The organism is Variovorax sp. LjRoot175 (assembly GCF_964253805.1).
In the GTDB taxonomy this organism is placed as follows: Bacteria; Pseudomonadota; Gammaproteobacteria; order Burkholderiales; family Burkholderiaceae_C; genus Variovorax.
This window is the reverse complement of sequence record NZ_CAXURY020000001.1, coordinates 1252594-1275114: the sequence shown is the minus strand read 5'-3', so window position 1 is coordinate 1275114 and position 22521 is coordinate 1252594. Positions and strand designations below refer to the sequence as shown.

Below are 22521 nucleotides of genomic sequence, written 5' to 3'. Positions count from 1 at the left end.
GCGGGTTTTTTGGCTAGAGCCCGATTCCCAGACTCAGGGCTTCTTGGCAGCGTCATGCTCTGCCGTGCCGGGCACCTTCTCGCCGACCTTCTTGCCTGCGGTGCGCATGCCGTCGGCCGTCTTGTGGCCAGCGGTCGCCACCGCATTGCCGGTCTTCTTGGCGACCTTCTTGGTGGCGGTGCCCGCCTTCTTGACCCCGCGCTCGGTGGCGCCGACCACCTTCTTCGTCGTGCGCTTGGTGGCGTCGACGGCGTCCTTGCCAGTTTCCTTGGCCTTCTCGGTCATGGTCGGCTCCTGAGCCGCCGGTGCCGCCGGTGCGGGCTGGGTTTGCGCCGCGGCCGACAGGCCGATGGATGCCAGGGCCAGGGCCAGCACGGCGGGCAAGGTGCGAATGGACGATTTGTTCATGGGAAAGCTCCTTTGATGAGTTGGAGTGACGAACTTGCCACTGGCATGCAACGAACACTCGAAGCCCAAGGATGACACCCGGACAACGTCGTGAACGCGCTTGCGCGAAAGTCGGGCACTTGGCCTACGCGTGCTGCGGGATGCCCGCCGACGCATCGATCAGCGAGGACAGACGCGGCAGTGCCGAAACGGCATTTCGCGTGGTCGCCTGGGCCAGCGCGTCGAGCGTGATACCGCGCAGCCCGGCCACGACTTCGGCGATGCGCGGCAGCTCGCCCGGCTCGTTGCGACCCTGCGCCTCGCCCGCCGCACGCTGCGCTTCGGTACGGTAGAGCCAATGCGGCTGGATGTCGGGCGCGTCGGTTTCCATCACGATCGACGCGAGCGGCAGCGTCGCGGCAAGACGCCGCAGCTGCAATGCGCGCTCGAAGGTCACGGCGCCGCCGAAGCCCAGCTTGAGCCCGCAATCGATGCAGGCCTGCGCCTGCTGCGCGCTGCCGTTGAACGCATGCGCGATGCCCTGCCAGGTCTGGCCGGGCGCGACCTGCCGCAGGTGTTTCAAGACCTTGTCCACCGACCGGCGCACGTGAACGATCACCGGCAGCCCGTGCTTGCGCGCGAGTTGCAACTGAGTGTGAAAGAAGCGCTCCTGCTTGTCGGGGTCCAGGCCGGGCACGAAAAAATCGAGCCCGATCTCACCCACCGCCACCAGGCGCGGATCGTCGCGGCGCGCGGCAAGTTCCGCGTCGAGCAGCGCCAGGTGCTCGTCCTGCGCCTCGGTGGTGCACATCGGGTGGATGCCCAGCGCGTAGGCATCGTTCTGGGCATGCGCGAGTTCGCGCACTGTTGCGAAGTTGGCGGCCGCCACTGCCGGAATCACGCACAGGGCCACGTTCCGGGCGGCCGCGCGTGCCCGGATTGCGGCCATTTCGGTGCCGAATTCCGGTGCATCGAGGTGGCAATGGGTATCGACGAAGACGGCCATCGGCCGATGATGCCCGAACGCATGCACGGCCGGGGAAAGCGTGCTACCGTGCCTCTGTCAAGCGTCGACTTTTTGCCGGAGGTGCCCCGATGCGCAGGCCTGCTTTCTACAGCCGCTCACCCCGCGCGCCGCAGGACGCGGCCGAGCCTGGCACGCCCCAGGCGTCCGATGACTCGGAGGTGCCCGCAGCGGCGCCAGCCGCCGCTGCGCCGCGCTGGCAGCCCGGGCGGCGCAGCTTCGCGCTGCTGCTCGCGCTCTGCGTCGGCTCATCGGCCACCGGCATCGCGCTGTGGCCGCGCCAGAACATCCGCCAGTACACGCAGAAGGACATCGACGCCGCCGTGTTGCGCACGCTGCAGACTGCCACCCTGCCCTCGCCGGCCGCCAAGGCGGCCGAGATCATCCGTCCCTCGGTGGTGCGGGTGGTCGGCTACGGGCCCGAAAAGAAGACGCCGGAAGCCCAGACGCAGAAGCGCGGAAACAACGTCGCCAAGGGCAAGCCGCCCGAGGCCGACGAGCCGCCGGGCGAGGTGGAGCGCGGCGTCGGCACCGGCGTGGTGATCGTCGACAAGGGCATCATCCTCACCAACCTGCACGTGGTCGCCGGCGCCGAGAAGATCAAGGTCACTTTTGCCGACGGCCTCGAGGCGCCCGCCGTGATCACCGGCGTGCAGCCCGAGAACGACCTCGCCGTGCTGCAGGCGCAGAAGCTGCCCGACGACCTGATCCCGGCCACGATGCGCTCGACCGCCGACCTCCAGCCCGGCGACGAAGTGGTCGCGGTCGGCTTTCCCTTCGGCATCGGCCCCTCGGTCTCGGCCGGCGTGGTCTCGGGCCTCAAGCGCTCGTTCCGCTCGCCCGAGGGCAAGCAGGAGCTCGGCAACCTGATCCAGTTCGACGCCGCCGCCAACCCCGGCAATTCGGGCGGGCCGCTCATCAACATGAACGGCGAGGTGCTCGGCATCGTGACCGCGATCCTCAACCCGACCCAGCAGCGCACCTTCATTGGCATCGGTTTTGCAGTGCCGATCGAGAACGCGGCCTCGGCCGCCGGCTCTCCGCCTTTCTGATGGTCTTTCCGATTCCTCACCGAAAGCAGCAAGCATGAGCACAGAGAACGAACCGACCTCCGCCTCCGCTTCCACCGCCGAGCTGATGGAGCAGATCCTCTACCAGGTGAAGCGCGTCGTGGTCGGCCAGGACCGTTTTCTCGAGCGCGTGATGGTCGCTGTGCTGGCGGGTGGTCACCTGCTGGTCGAAGGCGTTCCCGGGCTGGCCAAGACCCTGACCGTCAAGACGCTGGCCGAAGCGGTGCGCGGCCAGTTCAAGCGCATCCAGTTCACGCCCGACCTGGTGCCGGCCGACCTGATCGGCACGCGCATCTACAACCAGAAGACCGGCGAGTTCAGCACCTCGCTGGGGCCCGTGTTCGCCAATCTGCTTCTGGCCGACGAAATCAACCGCGCCCCGGCCAAGGTGCAGAGCGCGCTGCTCGAAGTGATGCAGGAGCGCCAGGTCACCATCGCCGGCGAGTCGCACAAGGTGCCGCGCCCCTTCCTCGTGATGGCGACGCAGAACCCGATCGAGACCGAGGGCACCTACCCGCTGCCCGAGGCGCAGGTGGACCGCTTCATGATGAAGGTGCTGGTCGACTACCCGACCGACGAGGAAGAGTTCGTGATCGTCGAGCGCGTGATCGGCGCCCCGGTCGAGGCCAGCCCGGTCGCGACCACCGACCAGCTCGCGGCGCTGCAGGCCGAAGCGCGGCGCGTCTATGTCGACCCTTCGCTGATCCAGTACGCGGTCAGGCTGGTGTCGGCCACGCGCACGCCCGAGAGGCACGGCCTCAAGGACATGCGGCGCTTCATCACCTTCGGCGCCAGCCCGCGCGCCAGCATCAACCTGACCGAAGGCGCGCGCGCCCTGGCGCTGCTGCGCGGCCGTAGCTACGCGCTGCCCGAGGACATGACGGCGCTGGTGCCCGACGTGCTGCGCCACCGCGTGACGCTGTCGTACGAAGGCCTCTCCGAAGGGCTCACGCCCGACGGCCTGATCGACAAGATCATGCGGGCCGTACCCGCGCCAGCCAAGCCGCTCGAACATGAAAAGCTGGTGGCCTAGCCGGCGCGCGCGCGCCGCCAACGACGAACGACTCGCGGGCGAGGCCGCGGCGGGCTCCGCCGAACGCACGCTGCGCCGGCTCGAATGGACGGTGATCCGCCGGCTCGACGGCCTGCTGCAGGGCGACTACCGCACGCTGATGCGCGGCACCGGCCTCGACCTGGCCGACCTGCGCGAGTACCAGCACCACGACGACGTGCGCCACATCGACTGGAACGTCACCGCGCGCCTGCAGACGCCGCACGTGCGCGTGTTCACTGAAGACCGCGAGATGGCCGCCTGGTTCATCCTCGACCTGAGCCGCTCGGTTGACTTCGGCTCCGGCCGCAAGGCCAAGCGCGAGATCTCGGCCGGCTTCGTCGGCGTCATTGCACGCCTGCTCACGCGGCACGGCAACCGCGTCGGCGCGCTGGTCTACGGCAACGACGTCGAGGCGGTGATCCCGCCGCGCAGCGGCCGGCGGCACGTGCTGCATCTGCTGCATTCGATGGAACGCCGCGCGGAAAAGAAGAACGCGCCGGCCCAGAAGGGCATGACCCGGCTGGCCGATCTGCTCAAGTCGGCAGCGGTGCTGATGCCGCGCCGCTCGACCGTGTTCGTGGTGTCCGATTTCCTGAGCGAGCCCGGCTGGGAGCTCCCGCTCGCGCAGCTGGTCCGGCGTCACGAGGTGGTGGCGGTGCGCCTCTTCGACCCGCTCGAGCTCGAGCTGCCCGACCTCGGCTTGGTGCCGCTCACCGATGCCGAGACCGGCGAGCAGCTCTGGGTCGACACGCACGACGCGAGCTTCCGCAAGCGCTTCGCCCGCGTCGCCGCGGAGCGCGAAACAACCCTGCGCGAGACGCTGGCCAAGGTCGGCGTCGACGCGCTTGAACTCTCGACCAACGACGATCTGGTGGAAGCCATCGTGCGCTTTGCCGACATGCGCAAGCGCCGCGTGCGCGCCGGGTCGTCCAACCCGAAGGCGGTGGCGGCATGAACTTCCTCTGGCCTCAATTCCTCTGGCTGTTGCTGGCGGCGCCGCTCCTGGTGCTGCTGTATGCCTGGCTCATGCGCCGCAAGAAGAAGCTGGCGCTGCGCTATGCCAGCCTGTCCATCGTGCGCGAGGCGATGGGCGTGCGACAGAGCGTGCGGCGCCACATCCCGCCCTTCCTGTTCCTGCTCGCGATGGTCGCGATGCTGATCGCCGCCGCGCGGCCGATGGCGGTGGTGGTGCTGCCCTCGAACCAGCAGACCATCATCCTGGCGATGGACGTGTCCGGCAGCATGCGCGCGGCCGACGTGCTGCCCAACCGGCTGGTGGCTGCGCAGGAAGCGGCCAAGAGCTTTCTGAAGGAGCTGCCGCGGCACGTGAAGGTCGGCATCGTCGCCTTCGCGGGCAGCGCCAATGTCGCGCAGCTGCCCACCACCAACCGCGAAGACCTGGTCACGGCCATCGACTCCTTCCAGCTGCAGCGCGCGACGGCCACCGGCAATGCCATCGTCGTTTCGCTGGCCACGCTGTTCCCGGATGCGGGCATCGACATCTCGAACTTCGGTCCCCAGAGCAGCCGCCAGCGCGGCGTGCCGCTCGAGCAGGCCGGCAAGGCGCCGCAGAAGGAATTCACGCCGGTGGCGCCCGGCTCCTACACCTCGGCCGCCATCATCATGTTGACCGACGGCCAGCGCACCACCGGCGTTGACCCGCTCGACGCGGCCAAGGTCGCGGCCGAGCGCGGCGTGCGCGTCTACACGGTGGGCATCGGCACGGTCGACGGCGAGACCATCGGCTTCGAAGGCTGGTCGATGCGCGTGCGCCTCGATGAGGAAACGCTCAAGGCGATCGCCAACAAGACGCAGGCCGAGTACTACTACGCAGGCACCGCGGCAGACCTCACCAAGGTCTACAACACGCTGAGCTCCAGGCTCACGGTCGAGAAGAAGGAGACCGAAATCTCGGCGCTGTTCGCGCTCGGCGCGGCCGTGCTGGCCTTGTTGTCAGCCGGACTCTCTTTGCTGTGGTTCAACAGAATCCTGTAGCCGCCTTCACTGATGTTTGATTTGACAGGAAAGACCGCGCTCGTCACCGGCGGCAACGGCGGCATCGGACTCGGCATGGCCGAGGGATTGGCGAAGGCCGGGGCGCGCGTGATCGTTGCAGCGCGCAATCCGCAGAAATCGGCCGCCGCGGTCGAAACCCTCAAGGCCCTCGGCAGCGACAGCTTCGCGCTGTCGGCCGACGTGACCGACGAGGCCTCGGTGCAGCGGCTCTTCGACCAGGTGGCCGAGCGCTGCGGCCGGCTCGACATCCTGGTCAACAACGCCGGTACCACGGTGCGCAAGCCGGCCGACCAGCTCGCGCTGGCCGAATGGCACATGGTGATGGACACCAACCTCACCAGCGCCTTCCTGTGCTGCCGCGCGGCCCACGCCCACCTCAAGGCGGCCGGCGGCGGCAAGATCATCAACATCGGTTCGATGCTGTCGATCTTCGGCGCGCCCTATGCGCCGGTCTACGGCGCGAGCAAGGGCGGCATCGTGCAGCTGAGCCGCGCGCTGGCCGCGTCATGGGCACCGGACAATATCCAGGTCAATGCCGTGCTGCCGGGCTGGATCCGCACCGAGCTGACCGACGCCGCGCGTGCGCAGGTGCAGGGCCTCGAAGAGCGCGTCAACGCGCGCACGCCCGCCGGGCGCTGGGGCCGGCCGGAGGACCTGGCCGGCATCGCGGTCTTTCTCGCGAGCAAGGCCTCCGACTTCGTGACGGGCACGGCAATCCCCGTCGACGGCGGCTACTCGATCGCAGCCTGAGGCGGCGCGAGGCGCCCGCGCCCGCAGTCATTCCATGCGAACCGTTTCGGCCACACCGTCCGCGTAGGCAGGTTCCAGTTCCGCATCCATCCTCGCCACGGCCTGGTGCAACAGGCCGCGCAACCAGACCAGGCCCGGGTCCTGCGTGCGGTACGTGTGCCACTGCATCGTCTGCTTCATCGCCGGCATCGGCACCGGCGCCGGCAGCAGCCGCAGCGGCAGGGACTTCTGGGCCAGTCGGGCGAGCCGTGCGTGCAGCATGGCAATGCGATCGGTGCCCACGATCAGATAGGGAACCGCGGCGAAGCTGTAGCTGGTGACTTCGATGCGCCGCACCCCCGGGTAGCGTCGCTTCAGCCATCTCGCGAGTGTGGGCTCGTCCATGCCGGAGGGCTGCATCACGACGTGGCCGGCCGTCGCGTACTGATCGGCCGTCAATTTGTCGGCGTGCCCGAAGCGGCCGCCGCTCCAGACCGCGCAGACGAACTGCTCCTCGAACAGGATGTCGAAGGGATGAGGCTCGGGCGTGCGATATTCCAGCGGCAGGATGAGCAGGTCGGCCTCGCCGCTCTCCAGCTCACGATGGGGCGGCTGCAGCAGCGGCAGCAGATCGAAGCGCACGGTGCGCGACTGCTGGCTCACCAGCGTGAGCAGCTGCGGCATCAGGACTATCGAGCTGTAATCGGAGACGATCAGGCGAAAGCAGCGCTCCGCCTGGGCGGGATCGAAGCGCGGCTGGGCAAGGATCGCGGAATCCACCCGCACGAGCACGTCGCGCACGGCATCCTTCAGCGTCTCGGCCCGCGGCGTGAGCTCCATCTTGCGGCCGACCTGCACCAGCAGGTCGTCGTTGAAATAGGCCCGCAGCCGCGCCAGCGCATTGCTCGTGGCGGACTGGCTCAGGTGCAGGCGCTCCCCGGCCCGGCTGATGCTGCGCTCGGTGAGGAGCGCATCCAGGGCCACCAGCAGGTTCAAGTCGAGCTTGTTGAACCGCATGAGCTGACCTCGTCCCTTTGAAAACCCCGGTCCGCCTTGCAAGGTATCCACGCGATCGATCCACGGCATGGATGCAAACCATTTTACTGACGGCTCCTGCGTCCCTAACCTCTGTCAAACCCTCGAATGGGGGCCCCACATAAATGGAGACGGAACCCGTGAACACGCGCCCCGCCAACGCTCTGCCTGCGCCGGAATCCCGTGGCTATTGAGCTCGCATTCGAGGCCGTGGGCGACGGCCCTCCCCTGGTGATCCTGCATGGGCTGTTCGGTGCCGGACGCAACTGGGCCCGGATCGCCCGAGCGCTCGGCGACAGGCATCGGGTCTACCTGCCGGATGCGCGCAACCACGGCGCGTCGCCCCGGGGCCAGACCATGTCGTACACCGAGATGGCGCAGGACGTGATGGCGCTCATCGAGCGCGAGCAGTTGCAGCGGCCGCTGCTGATCGGCCACAGCATGGGCGGCAAGACCGCCATGACCCTGGCCCTCGAGCATCCGCAGGCGATCTCCGGCGTGGCGGTGATCGACATCGCACCCGAGCGCTACAGCGACCAGTTCTCGCCCTACATGATGGCCATGCGCGGCTTCGACGCGGCCGCCGCGACCGGCCGCAACGAGGCCCGGCAGGCGCTGGCGCAGGGCCAGGAAGGCGACACGCCGGTCCTCGACTTCCTGATGCAGAACCTGCGGCGCCACGACGAGCGCTTCGACTGGCGGCTCAACCTGCTGGCGGTGGCCATGTGCATGCAGGAGCTGTGCGGATTTCCGCAGAGGCTCCAGCACCGGCACTACGAAGGGCCGGCGCTGTTCCTCGCCGGCACCGATTCGGCCTATGTGCAAGCCGAGTCGCATGCCGGCATCGCGCGCCTGTTTCCGCGCGCGCACCTGGAACACATCGACGATGCCGGCCATTGGGTGCATGCCGACCAGCCGGGGGCGCTGCTGCGGATCTTGCGCCGCTGGCTGCATGGGCATGAAGCTGGCACGCCGCGCGCAACAGTTCCGCAGGCAGTGCTGGCGGCGCGCTGATTCGACTCCAAAGAAAGCAACCCGGTCTTCTCACCATGTTCGACACTCCGCGCGATGCCGCGCTCGATGGCCCCAGCCCGCCCCTGACGATTCAAGCAGGAGCGACACAGCGCGACCTCGCGCAGGCCTGCCTCGACAATGCGCTCGCCTTGATCGAGTCCGTTCTCAATGACCGCGAAGGCGAGAACACCCCGGCCGGCGAGCGTGCGGCCGTCCGCGTCTGCGTCACTTCGGCGCACGTCCTGCTCGGCGCGGCCCGGCAATTGATGGCCGAACCGCTCCATCTCCTGGCGCCGAAGGAGCGCGGGCAGCGGCTGAAGGCGCTGGTCGAAGAAGCAAAGACGGCCGGCCGTGCGGCCTACAGAGCAGCGCTGATGCTGACGGGACACGAGTGATTGCAGGAGTGTGACGAATGCCGCGACCGCGTGGGTAAACCCTGACTCGGCGGCACCGACGGCTCATTTCCAATAGTTATTCAACTTAACTAAATTCATTGGAAAAGGGCCTTGCTCATGCAGCGCAGAAGTTTTGTCGCCTCCACTGCCGTATTTGCCACTGGCTTGGCACACTTGTCGTCCGCGCAGGCAGAAACAGGGGTGAGCGACAGCGAGATCCTGCTCGGCAGCAGCGCCGTGCTGAGCGGCCCGCTCGGCTCGCAGATCAAGGTCGTGCACAACGGCGCCGGACTGGCCTTCGATGCGGTCAACGAACAAGGCGGCGTGGGCGGACGCAAGATCAAGCTGGTGTCGCTGGACGACGAGCTGAAGCCCGAGAAGGCGGTGGAGAACTACGGCAAGCTGCTGAACGACCATCGCGTGTTCGCGTTCTTCGGCTGCGTCGGCTCGGGCACCACGGCCGCCGCGGCCAAGCTGCTGCAGCAAAGCGGCGCACCCAGCGTGGGCGGCTACGGCGTGGGCGACACGGCGCGCGAACGCGTTGCCGGCTCCGCCTACTTCGTGCGCGCCAGCAATGCGCGCGAAGCACAGGCCCTGGTCGAGCACCTCACGACCGTCGGCGTGAACAAGATGGCGATCGCCCATCTCGACAACCCGGGCGGCGCCGAAGCGGTCAAGCTGATCGAGGCCGCCATGGCCACCCACAAGCTCACGCCGACGGCGGTGGTCTCGGTGAAGGGAGACGGCTCGACCTCCGCCGCCGCCGGCAAGACATTGGCCGACAGCCAGCCGCAGGCCGTCCTGATGTATCTGGCCGGCACGGTCGCCGGCGAGGTCATCAAGGCGACTTACGGCGCCGGCAGCAAGCCGATGTTCTATGGCATGTCGGTCGTCCCGGGCGAGGTCACGGCCAAGGTGGTGAACCTGCAGGCGGGCGGACTGGCCATCTCGCAGGTCATGCCTTATCCCTGGGGCGAGGTGGAGACCGTCACGCGCGACTACCGACGCCTGGCGGAACGCGCGCAGGTGCCGGTGGGCTACGGCAGCTTCGAGGGCTACCTGAACGGGCTGGTGATGATCGAGGGGCTCAAGCGTGCCGGCCGCGACCTGACACGTGCGCGCCTGCATGCGGCGCTGCGCGCATTCAAGATGCGGCTGGCCGGCATGGACATCGATTTCACGTCAGGCAGCAGCACCGGGTCGAAGTTCATCGAAATGGTTCGCGTCACGCCCGAGGGCCGCTTCGTGCGTTGACCCGGGCGCTCTTCTCAACCGGTTCTCAGACCGCCCGCGTCAGCATCCGCCCCGCCCGCGCCCGCACCTCGGGCTCTTCTTCGCCGCCTCGGAAGGCGCAGGCGCCGTTGACGAACACGCGCTCGATCCCCACGCTGGCGCTCTGCGGCCGGTCGTAGGTGGCGGTGTCGGCGATGGTGCGCGGATCGAACACCACCACGTCGGCCATCGCGCCCACGCGCAGCAGGCCGCGGTCGGCGATGCGCAGGTTGCGCGCGGTCATGCCGGTCATCTTGTGGACTGCCTGTTCGAGCGTGAACAGCTGGCGCTCGCGCCAGTAGCGCGCGAACACGCGCGGGAAGGCGCCCCACAGGCGCGGATGCGGATGGCGGTCGTGCGGCAGGCCGTCGCTGCCGATCATGGTGCGCGGATGGGCGATCACGCGCTCCACGTCCTCTTCCTTCATCTGGAAGTAGCAGGCGCCGCCGGGCTGCAGGCGGCGGCAGGCTTCCTTCTGGTCCACGCCCCATTCGCGCGCGACGTCGGCGAGCATGCGGCCCGTCACCTCGGGATGCGGATCGGACCAGGTCAGCAGGATGTCGATCACGCCGTCCACCAGGTCCTCGCGCAACACGGTGGAGCCGGCGACGTAGGGGTAGACGTCGAGCGCGATGTCCTGCCGCTTCGCGAGCGCGTCGACCAGCGGCAGGGTTTCGAGCGTGCGGCCCCAATTGGCGGGGCCGGCGCATTTGTGGTGCGAGATCACGAGCGGCGCGCCGGCGCTGAAGGCGGTGTCGCCGGCCTCGTGCATTGCCTCGATGATGGTTTCCATCTCGCTGCGCAGGTGCGTGGCATAGACGCCGCCGTGGCGCGCGACGATGCGCGCGAGCGCCGTCACCTCTTCGGCCGGCGCGGCGAAGGCTTGCTCGTAGAACAGGCCCGAGGAGAGGCCGTGGGCGCCGTCCAGCATGCAGGCTTCGAGCAGCTGGCCCATGCGCGCGCGCTCGTCCTCGGTGGCCGCGCGGTCGAGCGCGTCCATGGTCGCGAAGCGCAAGGTGGTGTGGCCGATCAGCGCCGCGACATTGAGCGCCGGCTGCGCCGCCTCGACCGCGGCGCGGTACTCGGCCATCGTGGCATGGCGGAAGGAATCGATGCCCAGCAACGTGAGCGGCGGCTGGGCTTGCGGCGTGCGGTAGGGCGCGAGCGAGATGCCGCAGTTGCCGGTGACCACCGTCGTGATGCCTTGCGAGATCTTCGGCAGGCACAGCGGATCGCGCAGCACGATCGCGTCGTCGTGCGTGTGGACATCGATGAAGCCGGGGGCGATCACCTTGCCGCGGCAGTCGACGGTTTCGAGATCGGCCGCCGCGATGCCTTCGGGCAGGCGCTCGCGCAGGCCTTCGCCCAGCGCTGCGATACGGTCGCCGGCCAGCAGCACGTCGCCGGGCCAGCTCGGGCCGCCGGAGCCGTCGACCACGAGGCCGCCTTCGAGCAAGAAGATCGCTTGTTCAGCCATGCTTCACTCCTCCGCCATCCCAGCTCTGCAGCGGATGCGTGCTCGCATCGATGCCGTGGCGCTGGAAGGCTTCGCGCGCGCGCTGCAGGCGCTGCACCGCGGGTTCGCCGCGGCGCTGCGCGACCAGCACGGTCAGGATCTCGATCACCGTCAGGTGCGTGAGGTAGGCGTCGATGCCCACGTGCATCACCGCGTCGTCGGGCACCGAGAGGCCCAGCAGGAAATCGGCCTTCGCCGCGAGCGCCGTGCCGGGTCGCGTGAGTGCGACCACCTTGGCGCCCTGCCCGCGCGCGATGTCGACAGCATCGAGCAGCGAGGGCATGCCGCCCACGTGCGAGATCGCGATCACCACGCCACCCGGGCGCTGGGCCGCGCCGGCCACCTGCTGCAGGTGGTAGTCGGCCCAGGCGTTGGCCGAAAGGCCGAGGCGGAACAGCCGCGCCTGCAGGTCGTTGGCCATGAACCACGAGGTGGCGCCGGCACCATAGAGATCGACGTGCGGCGCCGCCGCGATGGCGGCCACGGCGCCGTCGAGCACTTCCATGTCGAGCTGGTTGCGCACGCCCGAGACCGAGGCCGCGGCGCTACGCGCGATCTTGCCGACCACCTCGTCGGCCGCGTCCTCGATGTTCACGCGCCGGTGCAGCGGCGAGCCGCCGAGCGCCAGTTCCTGCGCCAGCGCAAGCTTGAATTCGCGCAGGCCGGCGAAGCCGAGATCGCGGCAGGTGCGCATGATGGTGGGCACCGAGCTGCGCGAGCGCTCGGCCAGCGTCTCGAAGCTTTCCTCGAGCGCGCGGTCGGGGTCTTCGAGGATCAGGTCGAGGATGGCGCGCCGCGTGGCCGAGGCGCCGTCGCGGATCTCGGCCATCTTCTGAAGCAGGGAGGATGTCATCACGGGCGCCATCAGAAGTGCATGGCCACCGCGTCGCTGATGCGGTAGTCCTCTTCGACCACCGGCATCCAGTGCCACTTGTCGAAGGTGGTGCAGGGGTGCGAGATGCCGAGGCCGACGCGCTCGCCGACCGCGGGCGCCTGCGGCTCCTCGGCATCGTCCCAGCGCAGGTAGGCATGCTGGTCGTTCAGCGCCGTGATCTTCCAGCCCGGCGGCACCGCGGCGGGCACCAGGCTGCCGCGCGCGGCGCGCGCGATCGGCACCGGCAGCGAAAGGTCGAAGGAGATGTCGCGCTTGCCGACCGCGAGGATCGCGAGCTTCGGTTCGGGGCGCGACTGCACCGTGACCCACACCTCCATCGCAGGGCGCAGGCTCTCGCCGCAGCCGCAGCCCAACCGTTCGTCCACGGCACTCAGCATGCGCTGGTAGAAGCCGTGGTCGTGCGTCACGTAGCAGCCCGAGCGCAGCAGGCCGCGCACGCGGGCCTGGAGCGCCGGCTTCAGGCGGCCGGCCACCAGGTCGAAGATCGCGGAGCCGCCGGCCGAGACCAGCACCTCGTCGGTGTCGAACAGACTGTGGAGGTCGCAATGGCGGGCCACGGCCTCGACGCGGTCCATGAGCGTGTTCGCATAGGTCGTGTCGGGCCCGCTCTCGCCGGTGGCGCCCTGCCCTTCGTAGCATTCGATGCCGGCGAGCTTGACGGCGTCGCTCTCGTGCAGGCGGGTGGCGAGCGTGACCGCTTCCTCGTGCGTGCGGCAGCCGGTGCGCGCACCCTCGACGCCGATTTCGAGCATCGCCTCAAAAGGCAGGTGCTCGGGGTGGCGCTCTGTCCAGTCCTCGATCAGCGCAAGCTGCGCCAGCGAATCGACCAGAAACACGACGCGCAGGTCTATGTGCGCGTGCAGCAGCAGCTGGATGCCGGCCAGGTCTTCGTCGTTCACCACCTGGTTGGCGATCAGCGTGCGCCGCGCGCCGGCGGCCACGCCGACGGCGAGCTGCGTCACGGTCGCGAAAGTGAGGCCCCAGGCGCCGGCGTCGAGCTGGCGCTTGAAGAGCTGCGGCGACATGGTGGTCTTGCCGTGCGGCGCGAGGTCGATGCCCCACTGGCGCACGCGCGCCTGCATCCACTGGAGGTTGTGTTCCAGCGCCTCGCGCTTGAGCACGGCCAGCGGCAGCGGCAGGTCGCCGGCCAGCACATGCCAGCCGGCCTTGCCGATCTCGCTGCGGCGCTTCGGCGGCTGGGTGCGCGGGTAGCCCTTGAAGCCGGTGTTGAGCAGCGGATCGATGAAGTCGTCGTATTCGGTGGTCATAGGGAAATCAGCTCTTTGCGGATGCAGGCGGAAAAATGGCCCGGTGCGAGTTCGTCCAGCGGCGGCACGGTCTGGGCGCAGGCCTCGATGGCATGCGGACAGCGCGTGCGGAACACGCAGCCGGACGGCGGCGCGACCGGGCTCGGGATGTCGCCCTTCAGCGCGACGTGTTCGTTGGGCAGCAGCGGATCGGGCTTCGGGCTCGCGGCCAACAGGGCTCGCGTGTAGGGATGCTGCGGGCGCTCGAAGAGTTCGCTGGTGGTCGCCACTTCCATCACCTTGCCGAGGTAAAGCACGACCACGCGGTCGCACAGGTATTCCACCACGTCCAGGTCGTGCGAGATGAATAGCATCGTCAGCGACAGGCGTTCGCGCAGATCGGCCAGCAGGTTGATCACCTGCGACTGGATCGACACGTCCAGCGCCGACAGCGGCTCGTCGGCGACGATGAACTCGGGCTCGACGGCGAGCGCGCGCGCCACGCCGATGCGCTGCCGCTGGCCGCCCGAGAACTCGTGCGGAAAGCGGCTTGCATGCTCGGGGCGCAGGCCCACGGTTTCGAGCAGTTCGGCGATGCGCTTGTCGCGTGCAGCGGCGCCCTTGTGCAGCCCGTGCGTGGCCAGCGCCTCGCCGAGGATGGCCCTGATGCGCATCTTCGGGTTGAGGCTCGCGTACGGGTCCTGGAAGATGATCTGCAGCTTGCTGCGCAGCTTTCGCAGCGGCCCGGAAGAGAGCTTGCCGATGTCGTCGCCGCGGTAGAGCACCTCGCCCTCCGTGCGCTCGACCAGGCGCAGCAGCGTGCGGCCGATGGTGCTCTTGCCGGAGCCCGATTCGCCGACCAGGCCCAGCGTTTCGCCGGCGCGGATCGCGAAGGAAACGTCGTCGACCGCGCGCACCGGGCGCTCGCCGCTGCCGAAGTATTTCTTGAGGCCTCGGACCTCGATCAGGGGGACTGCGGCAGTGGTCATGGGCACGTGGTATTGGCTCCTTCTCCCGCAGGCGGGAGAGGGCGGGGGATGAGGGCGGGGGCCTCGGGATGCACCCTCACCCCGGCCCTCTCCCGCGAACGGGAGAGGGAGCAAGGCGGCGGCGTACTCATGCGGCCCTCGCGAGTGGTTGGATCGCCGGCACGCGGATGCAGCGCGCCTGCCGATCGGGGTGGGTTTCGACGAGCGGCGGGACGGCCTGCAGGCAGGCTTCCGCCGCATGGTCGCAGCGCGGCCCGAAGGCGCAGCCCGGCGGCGGCGCCAGCGGGCTCGACACCTGGCCGCGAATCGCGAACAGCCGCTTGGGCTTGGCCCCTCCGCGCAGGTGCGCCTTGCCGGGCAGACAGGCCAGCAGGCCCTGCGTGTAGGGATGCTCGGGCGTGGCGAACAGCGGCCGCACCGGTGCGCTCTCGACCACGCGACCCGCATACATCACGACCACGTCGTCGGCATGGTGCGCCACCACGCCGAGGTTGTGGGTGATGAACAGGATGCTCATGCCGGTCTCGGCCTGCAGCCGGCGCATCAGCTCGAGGATCTGCGCCTGGATCGTGACGTCGAGCGCGGTGGTGGGCTCGTCGGCGATCAAGAGCGTCGGGTCGCAAGCCATGGCCAGCGCGATCATCACGCGCTGGCGCATGCCGCCCGAGAGCTGGTGCGGGTATTCATGCAGGCGCCGCGCCGCGGCCGGGATCTCGACCAGCTCCAGCATGCGCAGCGCATGCGCGAGCGCGGCCTTGCGGTCCAGCCCCTTGTGCAGGCGCACGCTCTCGGCGATCTGCTCGCCGATGGTGAAGACCGGGTTCAGGCTGGTCATCGGCTCCTGGAAGATCATCGCGAGCTCGTTGCCGCGCAGGCGCCGCATGTCGCGGTCCCCGAGCGTGAGCAGGTCGACCATGCGGCCGTCGCGCGTGGCGAAGGCGGTCTCGCCGCTCACCTGTGCGTTGGCGGTCTTGGGCAAGAGACGCATCAGCGTCAAGCTGGTGACCGACTTGCCCGAGCCCGACTCGCCGACCAGCGCAGTGGTCTTGCCGGGCTGGATCGAGAAGCTCACCTCGGCCACCGAACGCACGAGACCGTCTTCGGTGGGGAAGGAGGTGCCGAGATTGCGTACCGCGAGACGTGGAGTTGCGTGCATCGTCATCACGTTGCCTTCTTGAGCTTGGGGTCCAGCAGGTCGCGCACGCCGTCGCCCAGCAACTGCAGCGAGAGCGCGGTGAAGATGATCGCCAACCCCGGAAACAGCACGACCCAGAAGGCCCGGTCCGCATACTGCTGGCTGCCCGCGACCATGGTGCCCCAGGTCGGGATCTCGGGCGGCACGCCGACGCCGAGGAAGGACAGACCCGCCTCCGCCAGGATGGCGTAGGCGAAGATGAAGGACACCTGCACCAGGATCGGCGACATCAGGTTGGGCAGGATGTGGCGCCACAGGATGCGCGAGGTGCGCACGCCCAAGGCGCGCACGGCTTCGACGAAGAGCAGCTCGCGCACCACCAGCGTGGAGGCGCGCACCACGCGCGCGACGCGCGGCGTGTAGACCAGCACCAGCGCCAGCACCACGTTGCCCAGCGAAGCGCCGAGGATGGCGACCAGCGCGATCGCAAGCAGGATGTCGGGGAAGGACATCATCGCGTCGACCACGCGCATCAGCGGCGCATCGAGCCGGCGGAAGAAGCCGGCCACCAGGCCCAGGAGGGTGCCCGCGATCACCGAGCCCAGCGCCGTCAGCGCCGCGATCGCGAGCGAATAGCGCGCGCCGTGGACGATGCGCGAGTACATGTCGCGCCCCAGCTCGTCGGTACCCATCAGGTGCGCGGCGCTCGGCGGCTTGAGGCGGTCGAGCACGGCCGTGTCGTTGGGGTCGGCCGAGGCGAACCATGGCGCGCCGAGCGCGAGCACCGCGATCACCAGCAGCACCAGGGCCGAGACCATCACGATGCGGCGGTGCATCAGCTGGCGGAGCATTCGAGGCATTTGCATGATTCAGATCTTCACGCGCGGGTCGACCACGGCGTACAACAAGTCGATCGAGAAGTTGATGAGCACGTAGATCGCAGCGATCACGAGCAAGGCTCCCTGGATCACCGGATAGTCGCGCCGCAGCACCGCGTTCACCACCAGGTTGCCGACGCCGGGCAGGCCGAACACCGTCTCGGTGACGACGGCGCCGCCGATCATCAGCGCGATGGTGAGCCCCAGCACGGTGACGATCGGCACCAGCGCGTTGCGCAGCGCATGCTTGAGCACCACCGTGCTTTCCGCCAGGCCCTTGGAACGCGCGGTGCGCACATAGTCCTCGCCCAGCACGTCGAGCATCGAGGCGCGCGTGAAGCGGATGATCAACGCCGAGTTCAAGAGCCCCAGCACCGCGGCCGGCAGGATCAGCGCATGCAGGCGCTCGGCCAGCGGCGCGTCGGGCGCGCCGTAGCCCGAAACCGGGAACCAGCCGAGCGAGACCGCGAAGAGCTGGATCAGCACGATGCCGAGCCAGAAACTCGGGATGCTGGCGCCGAGCATCGCGATGCCGGTGAACACCTGGTCGACCACGCGCCCGCGGAATACCGCCGAGACGATGCCGCAGGGCAGCCCGATCAGCGCCGCGATCGCCACCGCCATCAGCGCCAGCAGCGTGGTCGGCTCCGCGCGCTCCATGAGCGCCTGCGTGACCGGCCGCTGCAGAAAGATCGACTGGCCCAGGTTGCCCTGCAGCACTTCGCGCAGCCAGTAGCCGAACTGCACCGGCAGCGGCTTGTCGAGGCCGTATTCCTTCTGCACGCGCGCGATGTCGGCGGCGGTGGCCTGGTCACCGAGCAGCACCGAGACCGGATCGCCCGAGGCGGCGCGCGTGAGGATGAAGACCAGCACCGCCACGATGGCGAGCACGACCAGCATGCCCGCGAGGCGGGACGAGAGATAGCGGACCATTCAGTTCTCCGACCGTTCGCCCTGAGCTTGTCGAAGGGCTTGCACGTGCGACGACGGCTTCGACAAGCTCAGCCCGAACGGGGTGGGGTTACTTGATGCGCGTATTCCAGAAATACGGCCAGGTGGCCGGCTGGTAGTTGTCCAGCGCCGGACTCTTGGCCGACAGCCCGTTGAACTTGCCGACGTTCACGTAAGGCACCTCGTCGTAGACCACCTGCTGCACCTTGCCCCACAGCGCGCCGCGCTTGGCGGGATCGCTCTCGACATTGAAGGCGGACAGCGCGGCCTTCTTGGCTGGCGAGTCCCACCAGCCCGGCGCGCCGTCGCCGAGCTGCGGCGGCGAGAGCATCGGCTCGGGGAACTGGCCCGAATGCGTGACGTAGACGTCCCACAGCTTCGGGTCGTTGCGGCGCTGCACCAGAGTGGCCCAGTCGACCACGTTGAGATCGACCTTGAAGCCGGCGCGCTTGAGCTGCTCGGCCATCAAGAGCGCCATGTTGTAGTGGAAGTCGTACTGGCGGCTGGTCAGCACGCGGATCGGCTCGCCCTTGTAGCCGGCCTTGGCGGCGGCCTCCTTCGCCTTGGGCGCATTGCGCTGATTGTAGAGATCGGTGCCGCCCGTGGCATAGAAGGGCGAGCCCTTGGGGAAGTGATTGCCTTCGGCGACGAAGAAGCGCGTGTCGCCGAAGCCGGCCGCGAGCATCTCGCCCTCGCCGAGCGCGACCTGGATCGCCTGGCGCAGCGGCTGGCTGGCGGCCACGCCTTCCTTGGTGTTGAAGACGAGGTAGGGAAAACCGAAGGACGGCGTCATGATCGGCAGCGTCTTGCCGCTGGCCTTCTCGAGGCGCGCCAGGGCTTCCACCGGCAGCAGGTCGGCAAAGTCGTACTGGCCGGCCAGCGCGCCTTCGACGCGCGTGTTGGCATTGGGCACCGGCACGAAGCGAAGTTCCTCGATCGCCGCCTCGCGCTTGCCGCCGTAGCCACTCGCGGGCTCCTTGCGAGCGCTGTACTTGTCGAAGCGCGTGAGCAGCACGTACTGGTCGGGCCGGCGCTCCTTGAACTTGTAGGGACCGGTGCCGACAAAATCCTTCAGCGGCTGCGCGATCGAGTCCTTGGCCATGATCGCGGCCATGCCGCTGGGCAGCGCCAGCTGGGCGAGCAGCGGCGCGTAGGGCGCCTTGAGCACCAGCTCGACGCCCAGCGGGCCCTTGGCCTTGAGGCTCTCGAGCTCCTTGCCCACCGCCTTGCCGCGCGGTGACTGCTCGATCCAGCGCTGCAGGCTCGCGACCACATCGTCGGCGTTCAGTTCGCGGCCGTTGTGCAGCATTACGCCCTTGCGCAGGGTGATGGCGTAGGCCTTGCCGTCGGCCGAGATCTTCGGCATCGATTCGGCCAGCATCGGCACCACGTTCCACTTCGCATCGAAGGTGTAGAGCGGCTCGTAGACGTGCTGCATGATCGTGCCGACCAGGTCGGCGGTGGAGGCCATCGGGTCCAGCGTCTGCGGCTCGGCCACCATGGCAAGGGTCGCGAAATTGCGCGGTCCCTGGGCCTGGGCCGGCGCCACGGCGAACAGCAAACTGACGAGGAACGCGCCGAGCAGGCTGCGCTTCGAGAGGCCGGGGGTCTGCATGTGAAACTCCTTCGTGGGTCGGATGATTTGAAAAATATTTTCTCTTCGGCCAGACTTTGAAGCATCAAACATGCCAAATCACGGGTGCAAACCCTATGTTTCAGGACTTTTACTGAAATATAATTTCAATCCACACTCAACCCAGGAGCTTTTCATGTCGCTCGAATACCTCGGTGCATCCCCCAAGGCCTCGGACAACCAGGTCCGCCCCTTCTCCCCGGCCGTGCGCGCGGGCGACTTCATCTATGTGTCGGGACAGGTGCCCGCCGATGCGAACGGCGAGATCGTGGTCGGCGGCATCGAGGCTCAGACCCGGCAGGTCATGGAGAACATCAAGTCGGTGCTTGCGCTGGCCGGCGCGACGCTCGACGACGTCTGCAAGACCACCGTGTGGCTGCAGGACGCGCGCGATTTCGGTGCCTTCAATCGCGTCTACATGGGCTATTTCGGTGCCGGCCGGCCCGCGCGCTCAACCACCGAGGCGCGCCTGATGGTCGACGCCAAGGTCGAGATCGACGTGGTGGCCTACAAGCCGAAGTAAGCCGGCAGCTGCGCGCCTAGGGGCGCAGCTCGCTCTTGCGCTGGATGATGCGCGACACCAGCCCGTAGTCGATCGCCTCCTCCGCCGACAGCCATCGGTCGCGCTCGATGTCGGCGAGCACGGCGTCCAGCGGCTTGCCGGTCTCGCGCGCGATCGCCTGGGCGATGCGCGTGCGAGCTCGCAGGATCTCGCGTGCGTGGATGGCAATGTCGCTGGCCGGCCCGCCCGCGCCGCCGCTCGGCTGGTGAATGAGGAAGCGCGTATTGGGCAGGCAGAAACGCCGCTCGCGCGGCACCGCCAGATAGAGGTGCGTGGCGGCGCTGCCGACCCAGCCGGTGCCGATCATGTTCACCGGCGCGCTGATGAAGCGCACGAGGTCGTGGATGGCATCGCCCGACTCCAGGTGCCCACCCGGCGAGCTGACCAGGATGTCGATGGGTTCCTGGCTGTCGGCGTCGAGGGCGATGAGCCGGCGCGCCACGTCGGCGGCCGACTGGTCCGTGATGGCGCCGAAGATCAGTAGCGTGCGCGATTTGAAGGCCTTCTCTTCCAGGTACGAGCTGCGCTGCTCGAGCGTGGTGGAAGGCGGGAGGTCCGGGGTTTCCATGGGGCTCCTTGCGCTGTCGAACGAAGCCCCAGTGTGGTGACCGCGCCCGGCTTTGGCAAGCGGCCGCAGCTCAGCCTGCGAGACGGCCCGCGGTGAGTCGCAGCACCCGGTCGCAGCGCTTGGCCAGACTCTCGTCGTGCGTGACCACGACGAAGGCCGTGCGGCGCTCGTGCGCGAGCTGCAGCATCAGCGCGAACACGCTGTCGGCCGTGTTGCGGTCGAGGTTGCCGGTGGGCTCGTCGGCCAGCACGCAGTCGGGCTGGGTCACGAGCGCGCGCGCAATGGCAACACGCTGTCGCTCGCCGCCCGAAAGCTCGGCCGGCCGGTGGTGGGTGCGTTCGGCCAGTCCCACGGCGGCCAGCATCAGGTTCGCGGCCCGTGCCGCGGCCTGCGGCTCGGTACGGCGGATCTTCAGCGGCATCGCGACGTTGTCGAGCGCGCTGAACTCCGGCAGCAGGTGGTGGAACTGGTAGACGAAACCCAGGTGCGCATTGCGCAGCCGGCCCTGCTCGGCCGCATCGACATGCGCGATGTTCTTGCCGTGCAATTCCACGCTGCCGGCCGTGGGCGCATCGAGCCCGCCCATCAGGTGCAGCAGCGTGCTCTTGCCCGAACCCGAGGCGCCGACGATGGCGAGCGTCTCGCCCGCGCGCACGTCGAGGTCGACGCCGTGCAGCACGGTGAGATCGATGCGGCCTTCGTGGAAGCGCTTGGTGAGGCCTCTGACTTGCAGGACGACCCCATCGGCGCCGGGCCGCCCCAAGCCGATGGCAGCCCCCTCGGGGGGCAGCGAGGACACGTCAGTGCCGAGCGTGGGGGCCCGCTTATTCATAGCGCAAGGCCTCCGCAGGGTTGACGCGGCTGGCGCGCCAGCTCGGGTAGAGCGTGGCCACGAAGGACAGCGCAAGCGAGATCAGCGCGATCGGCATGATGTCGCCGCGCTGCGGATCGCTCGGCATCTTGCTGATGAGGTAGATGTCCTGCGGCAGGAAGCGCGCGTTGAAGAGCCGCTCCAGCGCCGGCACGATGACGTCGATGTTGTAGGCGATGCCCAGGCCCAGCAGCAGCCCGCCGAGCGTGCCGATCACGCCCACCATCGCGCCCTGCACGACGAAGATGCCCATGATGCTGCGCGGGCTCGAGCCCAGCGTGCGCAGGATCGCGATGTCGGCACGCTTGTCGGTCACCGTCATCACCAAGGTCGAGACCAGGTTGAAGGCCGCGACCGCGACGATCAGCGTGAGGATGATGAACATCATGCGTTTCTCGACCTGCACGGCCGCGAACCAGGTCTTGTTCTGGCGCGTCCAGTCGCGGATCAGGAATTCGCCGGGCAGCGTGACGGCCAGCTGATCGGCCACCTCGCGCGCCTGGTGCAGGTCCTTGAGCTTGAGGCGCAGGCCGCTCGGCCCTTCGAGCCGGAACACGCGGGCCGCGTCCTGCTCGTGGATCATCGCGAGCGCCGAGTCGTATTCGTAGTGGCCCGAATCGAAGGTGCCGACCACGGTGAACTGCTTCAGGCGCGGCACCACGCCGGCCGGCGTGACCTGGCCGCCGGGCGCGATCAGCGTGACCTGGTCGCCCACGCGCACGAAGAGCGAGCGCGCCAGCTCGACGCCGAGCACGATGCCGAATTCGCCCGGCACCAGCTTCGCCAGTGCACCGTGTTGCGCGGTGGTGGAGATGTCGGTCACCTGCGGCTCCAGCGAAGGCTCGATGCCGCGCACCAGCGTGCCTTTCATGTCCTCGCCGCGCGCGATCAGCGCCTGCGCGGCGATGAAGGGCGCGACGCCGACGACGTTGGGGTTCTTGCGTGCCGCCGCGGCGATCGCATCGATGTCGGCCAGTGCCTGGCCGTCGCGCGAAAAGATCTCGATGTGCGAGATCACGCCGAGCATGCGGTCGGTCACTTCCTTCTGGAAGCCGTTCATCACGGAGAGCACGATGATCAACGCCGCCACGCCCAGCGCGATGCCGAACATCGAGACGCCAGAGATGAAGGAGATGAAGCCGTTGCGCCGCGTCGCCCGGCCCGCGCGCGTGTAGCGCCAGCCGAGCTGCAGTTCGTAGGGGAGTCGCATCAGGTATCTCGCCGGGCCGCCCCAAGAGAGACCTGCGCCCCCTTGGGGGGCAGCGATGACACGGCGTGCA

At 68.5% G+C, this 22521-nt stretch carries 23 protein-coding genes; 9 read left to right on the top strand and 14 right to left on the bottom strand.

Features of this window, described 5'->3' with window-relative positions; all coding sequences use genetic code 11:
• Positions 1–33 precede the first annotated feature (33 nt).
• Together ACSQ89_RS06430 and ACSQ89_RS06425 are read right to left on the bottom strand one after the other, a co-directional pair.
• On the bottom strand, positions 34–408 hold the full coding sequence (locus ACSQ89_RS06430) for a hypothetical protein (protein WP_093108966.1): 375 nt from the start codon (positions 406–408) through the stop codon (positions 34–36).
• A 124-nt stretch (positions 409–532) separates the two neighbouring features.
• Positions 533–1393 (bottom strand): TatD family hydrolase, encoded by an 861-nt coding sequence (locus tag ACSQ89_RS06425; RefSeq protein WP_436293873.1) that lies wholly within the window; start codon positions 1391–1393, stop codon positions 533–535.
• An 89-nt stretch (positions 1394–1482) separates the two neighbouring features.
• On the opposite strand from ACSQ89_RS06425, the gene ACSQ89_RS06420 reads away from it, so the two are divergent.
• Genes ACSQ89_RS06420 through ACSQ89_RS06400 form a run of 5 tightly spaced genes read left to right on the top strand, consistent with a single transcriptional unit; the run spans position 1483 to position 6301 of the window.
• A complete protein-coding gene (locus ACSQ89_RS06420; protein WP_093108968.1) occupies positions 1483–2463 on the top strand; it encodes a S1C family serine protease in 981 nt (326 codons plus the stop codon).
• A gap of 34 nt (positions 2464–2497) precedes the next feature.
• Positions 2498–3514 carry an AAA family ATPase gene (locus ACSQ89_RS06415; RefSeq protein WP_093108969.1) on the top strand — a complete coding sequence of 339 codons (1017 nt, stop codon included), beginning with the start codon at positions 2498–2500 and terminating at the stop codon, positions 3512–3514.
• Positions 3495–4490 (top strand): DUF58 domain-containing protein, encoded by a 996-nt coding sequence (locus ACSQ89_RS06410; RefSeq protein WP_093108970.1) that lies wholly within the window; start codon positions 3495–3497, stop codon positions 4488–4490. The genes ACSQ89_RS06415 and ACSQ89_RS06410 overlap by 20 nt, the downstream gene beginning before the upstream one ends.
• A complete protein-coding gene (locus ACSQ89_RS06405) occupies positions 4487–5530 on the top strand; it encodes a VWA domain-containing protein (protein WP_436293874.1) in 1044 nt (347 codons plus the stop codon). The genes ACSQ89_RS06410 and ACSQ89_RS06405 overlap by 4 nt, the downstream gene beginning before the upstream one ends.
• 12 nt (positions 5531–5542) lie before the next feature.
• Positions 5543–6301: an SDR family NAD(P)-dependent oxidoreductase gene (locus tag ACSQ89_RS06400; protein ID WP_436293875.1), complete on the top strand. Its 759-nt coding sequence runs from the start codon at positions 5543–5545 to the stop codon at positions 6299–6301.
• A 27-nt stretch (positions 6302–6328) separates the two neighbouring features.
• On the opposite strand, the gene ACSQ89_RS06395 is transcribed toward ACSQ89_RS06400, so the two are convergent.
• Positions 6329–7297, bottom strand: coding sequence for a LysR family transcriptional regulator (locus ACSQ89_RS06395; RefSeq protein WP_436293876.1), 969 nt, complete (start codon positions 7295–7297; stop codon positions 6329–6331).
• Positions 7298–7498: 201 nt separating this feature from the next.
• Here ACSQ89_RS06395 and ACSQ89_RS06390 point away from each other — a divergent pair, with 201 nt between their 5' ends.
• The 3 genes from ACSQ89_RS06390 (at position 7499) to ACSQ89_RS06380 (ending at position 9978) form a co-directional block, all read left to right on the top strand.
• Positions 7499–8329 carry an alpha/beta fold hydrolase gene (locus ACSQ89_RS06390; RefSeq protein WP_436293877.1) on the top strand — a complete coding sequence of 277 codons (831 nt, stop codon included), beginning with the start codon at positions 7499–7501 and terminating at the stop codon, positions 8327–8329.
• Between the two features lie 35 nt (positions 8330–8364).
• Positions 8365–8724 (top strand): hypothetical protein, encoded by a 360-nt coding sequence (locus ACSQ89_RS06385; RefSeq protein ID WP_436293878.1) that lies wholly within the window; start codon positions 8365–8367, stop codon positions 8722–8724.
• Positions 8725–8925: 201 nt separating this feature from the next.
• The gene (locus tag ACSQ89_RS06380) at positions 8926–9978 is read left to right on the top strand and encodes an ABC transporter substrate-binding protein (protein WP_244503940.1); all 1053 of its coding nucleotides are present in this window, start codon (positions 8926–8928) and stop codon (positions 9976–9978) included.
• 25 nt (positions 9979–10003) lie between these two features.
• Here the strand turns inward: ACSQ89_RS06380 and ACSQ89_RS06375 are convergent, their stop codons facing one another.
• The 8 genes from ACSQ89_RS06375 to ACSQ89_RS06340 all read right to left on the bottom strand — a co-directional run bounded on the left by ACSQ89_RS06375 (position 10004) and on the right by ACSQ89_RS06340 (position 19222).
• Positions 10004–11473, bottom strand: coding sequence for an N-acyl-D-amino-acid deacylase family protein (locus ACSQ89_RS06375; RefSeq protein WP_436293879.1), 1470 nt, complete (start codon positions 11471–11473; stop codon positions 10004–10006).
• Complete coding sequence (locus ACSQ89_RS06370) at positions 11466–12365, bottom strand: MurR/RpiR family transcriptional regulator (RefSeq protein WP_093109083.1); 900 nt, start codon at positions 12363–12365, stop codon at positions 11466–11468. The genes ACSQ89_RS06375 and ACSQ89_RS06370 overlap by 8 nt, the downstream gene beginning before the upstream one ends.
• An 11-nt stretch (positions 12366–12376) precedes the next feature.
• Positions 12377–13675, bottom strand: a complete 1299-nt coding sequence (locus ACSQ89_RS06365; RefSeq protein WP_436293880.1) for an amino acid deaminase — start codon at positions 13673–13675, stop codon at positions 12377–12379.
• Positions 13672–14643, bottom strand: a complete 972-nt coding sequence (locus ACSQ89_RS06360) for an ABC transporter ATP-binding protein (RefSeq protein WP_436293940.1) — start codon at positions 14641–14643, stop codon at positions 13672–13674. The genes ACSQ89_RS06365 and ACSQ89_RS06360 overlap by 4 nt, the downstream gene beginning before the upstream one ends.
• Positions 14644–14770: 127 nt before the next feature.
• Entirely contained in the window at positions 14771–15805 is a 1035-nt protein-coding gene (locus ACSQ89_RS06355) for an ABC transporter ATP-binding protein (RefSeq protein WP_436293881.1), read from the bottom strand.
• Entirely contained in the window at positions 15805–16644 is an 840-nt protein-coding gene (locus ACSQ89_RS06350) for an ABC transporter permease (RefSeq protein WP_093108980.1), read from the bottom strand. Before ACSQ89_RS06350 ends, ACSQ89_RS06355 begins: the two co-directional genes overlap by 1 nt.
• Positions 16645–16647: 3 nt before the next feature.
• Positions 16648–17589 (bottom strand): ABC transporter permease, encoded by a 942-nt coding sequence (locus ACSQ89_RS06345; protein ID WP_093108981.1) that lies wholly within the window; start codon positions 17587–17589, stop codon positions 16648–16650.
• Between the two features lie 88 nt (positions 17590–17677).
• Positions 17678–19222, bottom strand: a complete 1545-nt coding sequence (locus ACSQ89_RS06340) for an ABC transporter substrate-binding protein (protein WP_436293882.1) — start codon at positions 19220–19222, stop codon at positions 17678–17680.
• 154 nt (positions 19223–19376) lie between these two features.
• Between ACSQ89_RS06340 and ACSQ89_RS06335 the strand changes: the two genes are divergently transcribed.
• A complete protein-coding gene (locus tag ACSQ89_RS06335) occupies positions 19377–19763 on the top strand; it encodes a RidA family protein (RefSeq protein ID WP_436293883.1) in 387 nt (128 codons plus the stop codon).
• 16 nt (positions 19764–19779) lie between these two features.
• Here ACSQ89_RS06335 and ACSQ89_RS06330 read toward each other — a convergent pair whose 3' ends face one another.
• The 3 genes from ACSQ89_RS06330 to ACSQ89_RS06320 all read right to left on the bottom strand — a co-directional run bounded on the left by ACSQ89_RS06330 (position 19780) and on the right by ACSQ89_RS06320 (position 22451).
• Positions 19780–20370, bottom strand: coding sequence for an ATP-dependent Clp protease proteolytic subunit (locus ACSQ89_RS06330; protein WP_436293884.1), 591 nt, complete (start codon positions 20368–20370; stop codon positions 19780–19782).
• Positions 20371–20440: 70 nt separating this feature from the next.
• Positions 20441–21202 (bottom strand): lipoprotein-releasing ABC transporter ATP-binding protein LolD, encoded by a 762-nt coding sequence (gene lolD / locus ACSQ89_RS06325; protein ID WP_436293885.1) that lies wholly within the window; start codon positions 21200–21202, stop codon positions 20441–20443.
• A complete protein-coding gene (locus tag ACSQ89_RS06320) occupies positions 21195–22451 on the bottom strand; it encodes a lipoprotein-releasing ABC transporter permease subunit (protein ID WP_093108986.1) in 1257 nt (418 codons plus the stop codon). Before ACSQ89_RS06320 ends, lolD begins: the two co-directional genes overlap by 8 nt.
• Positions 22452–22521 lie beyond the last annotated feature (70 nt).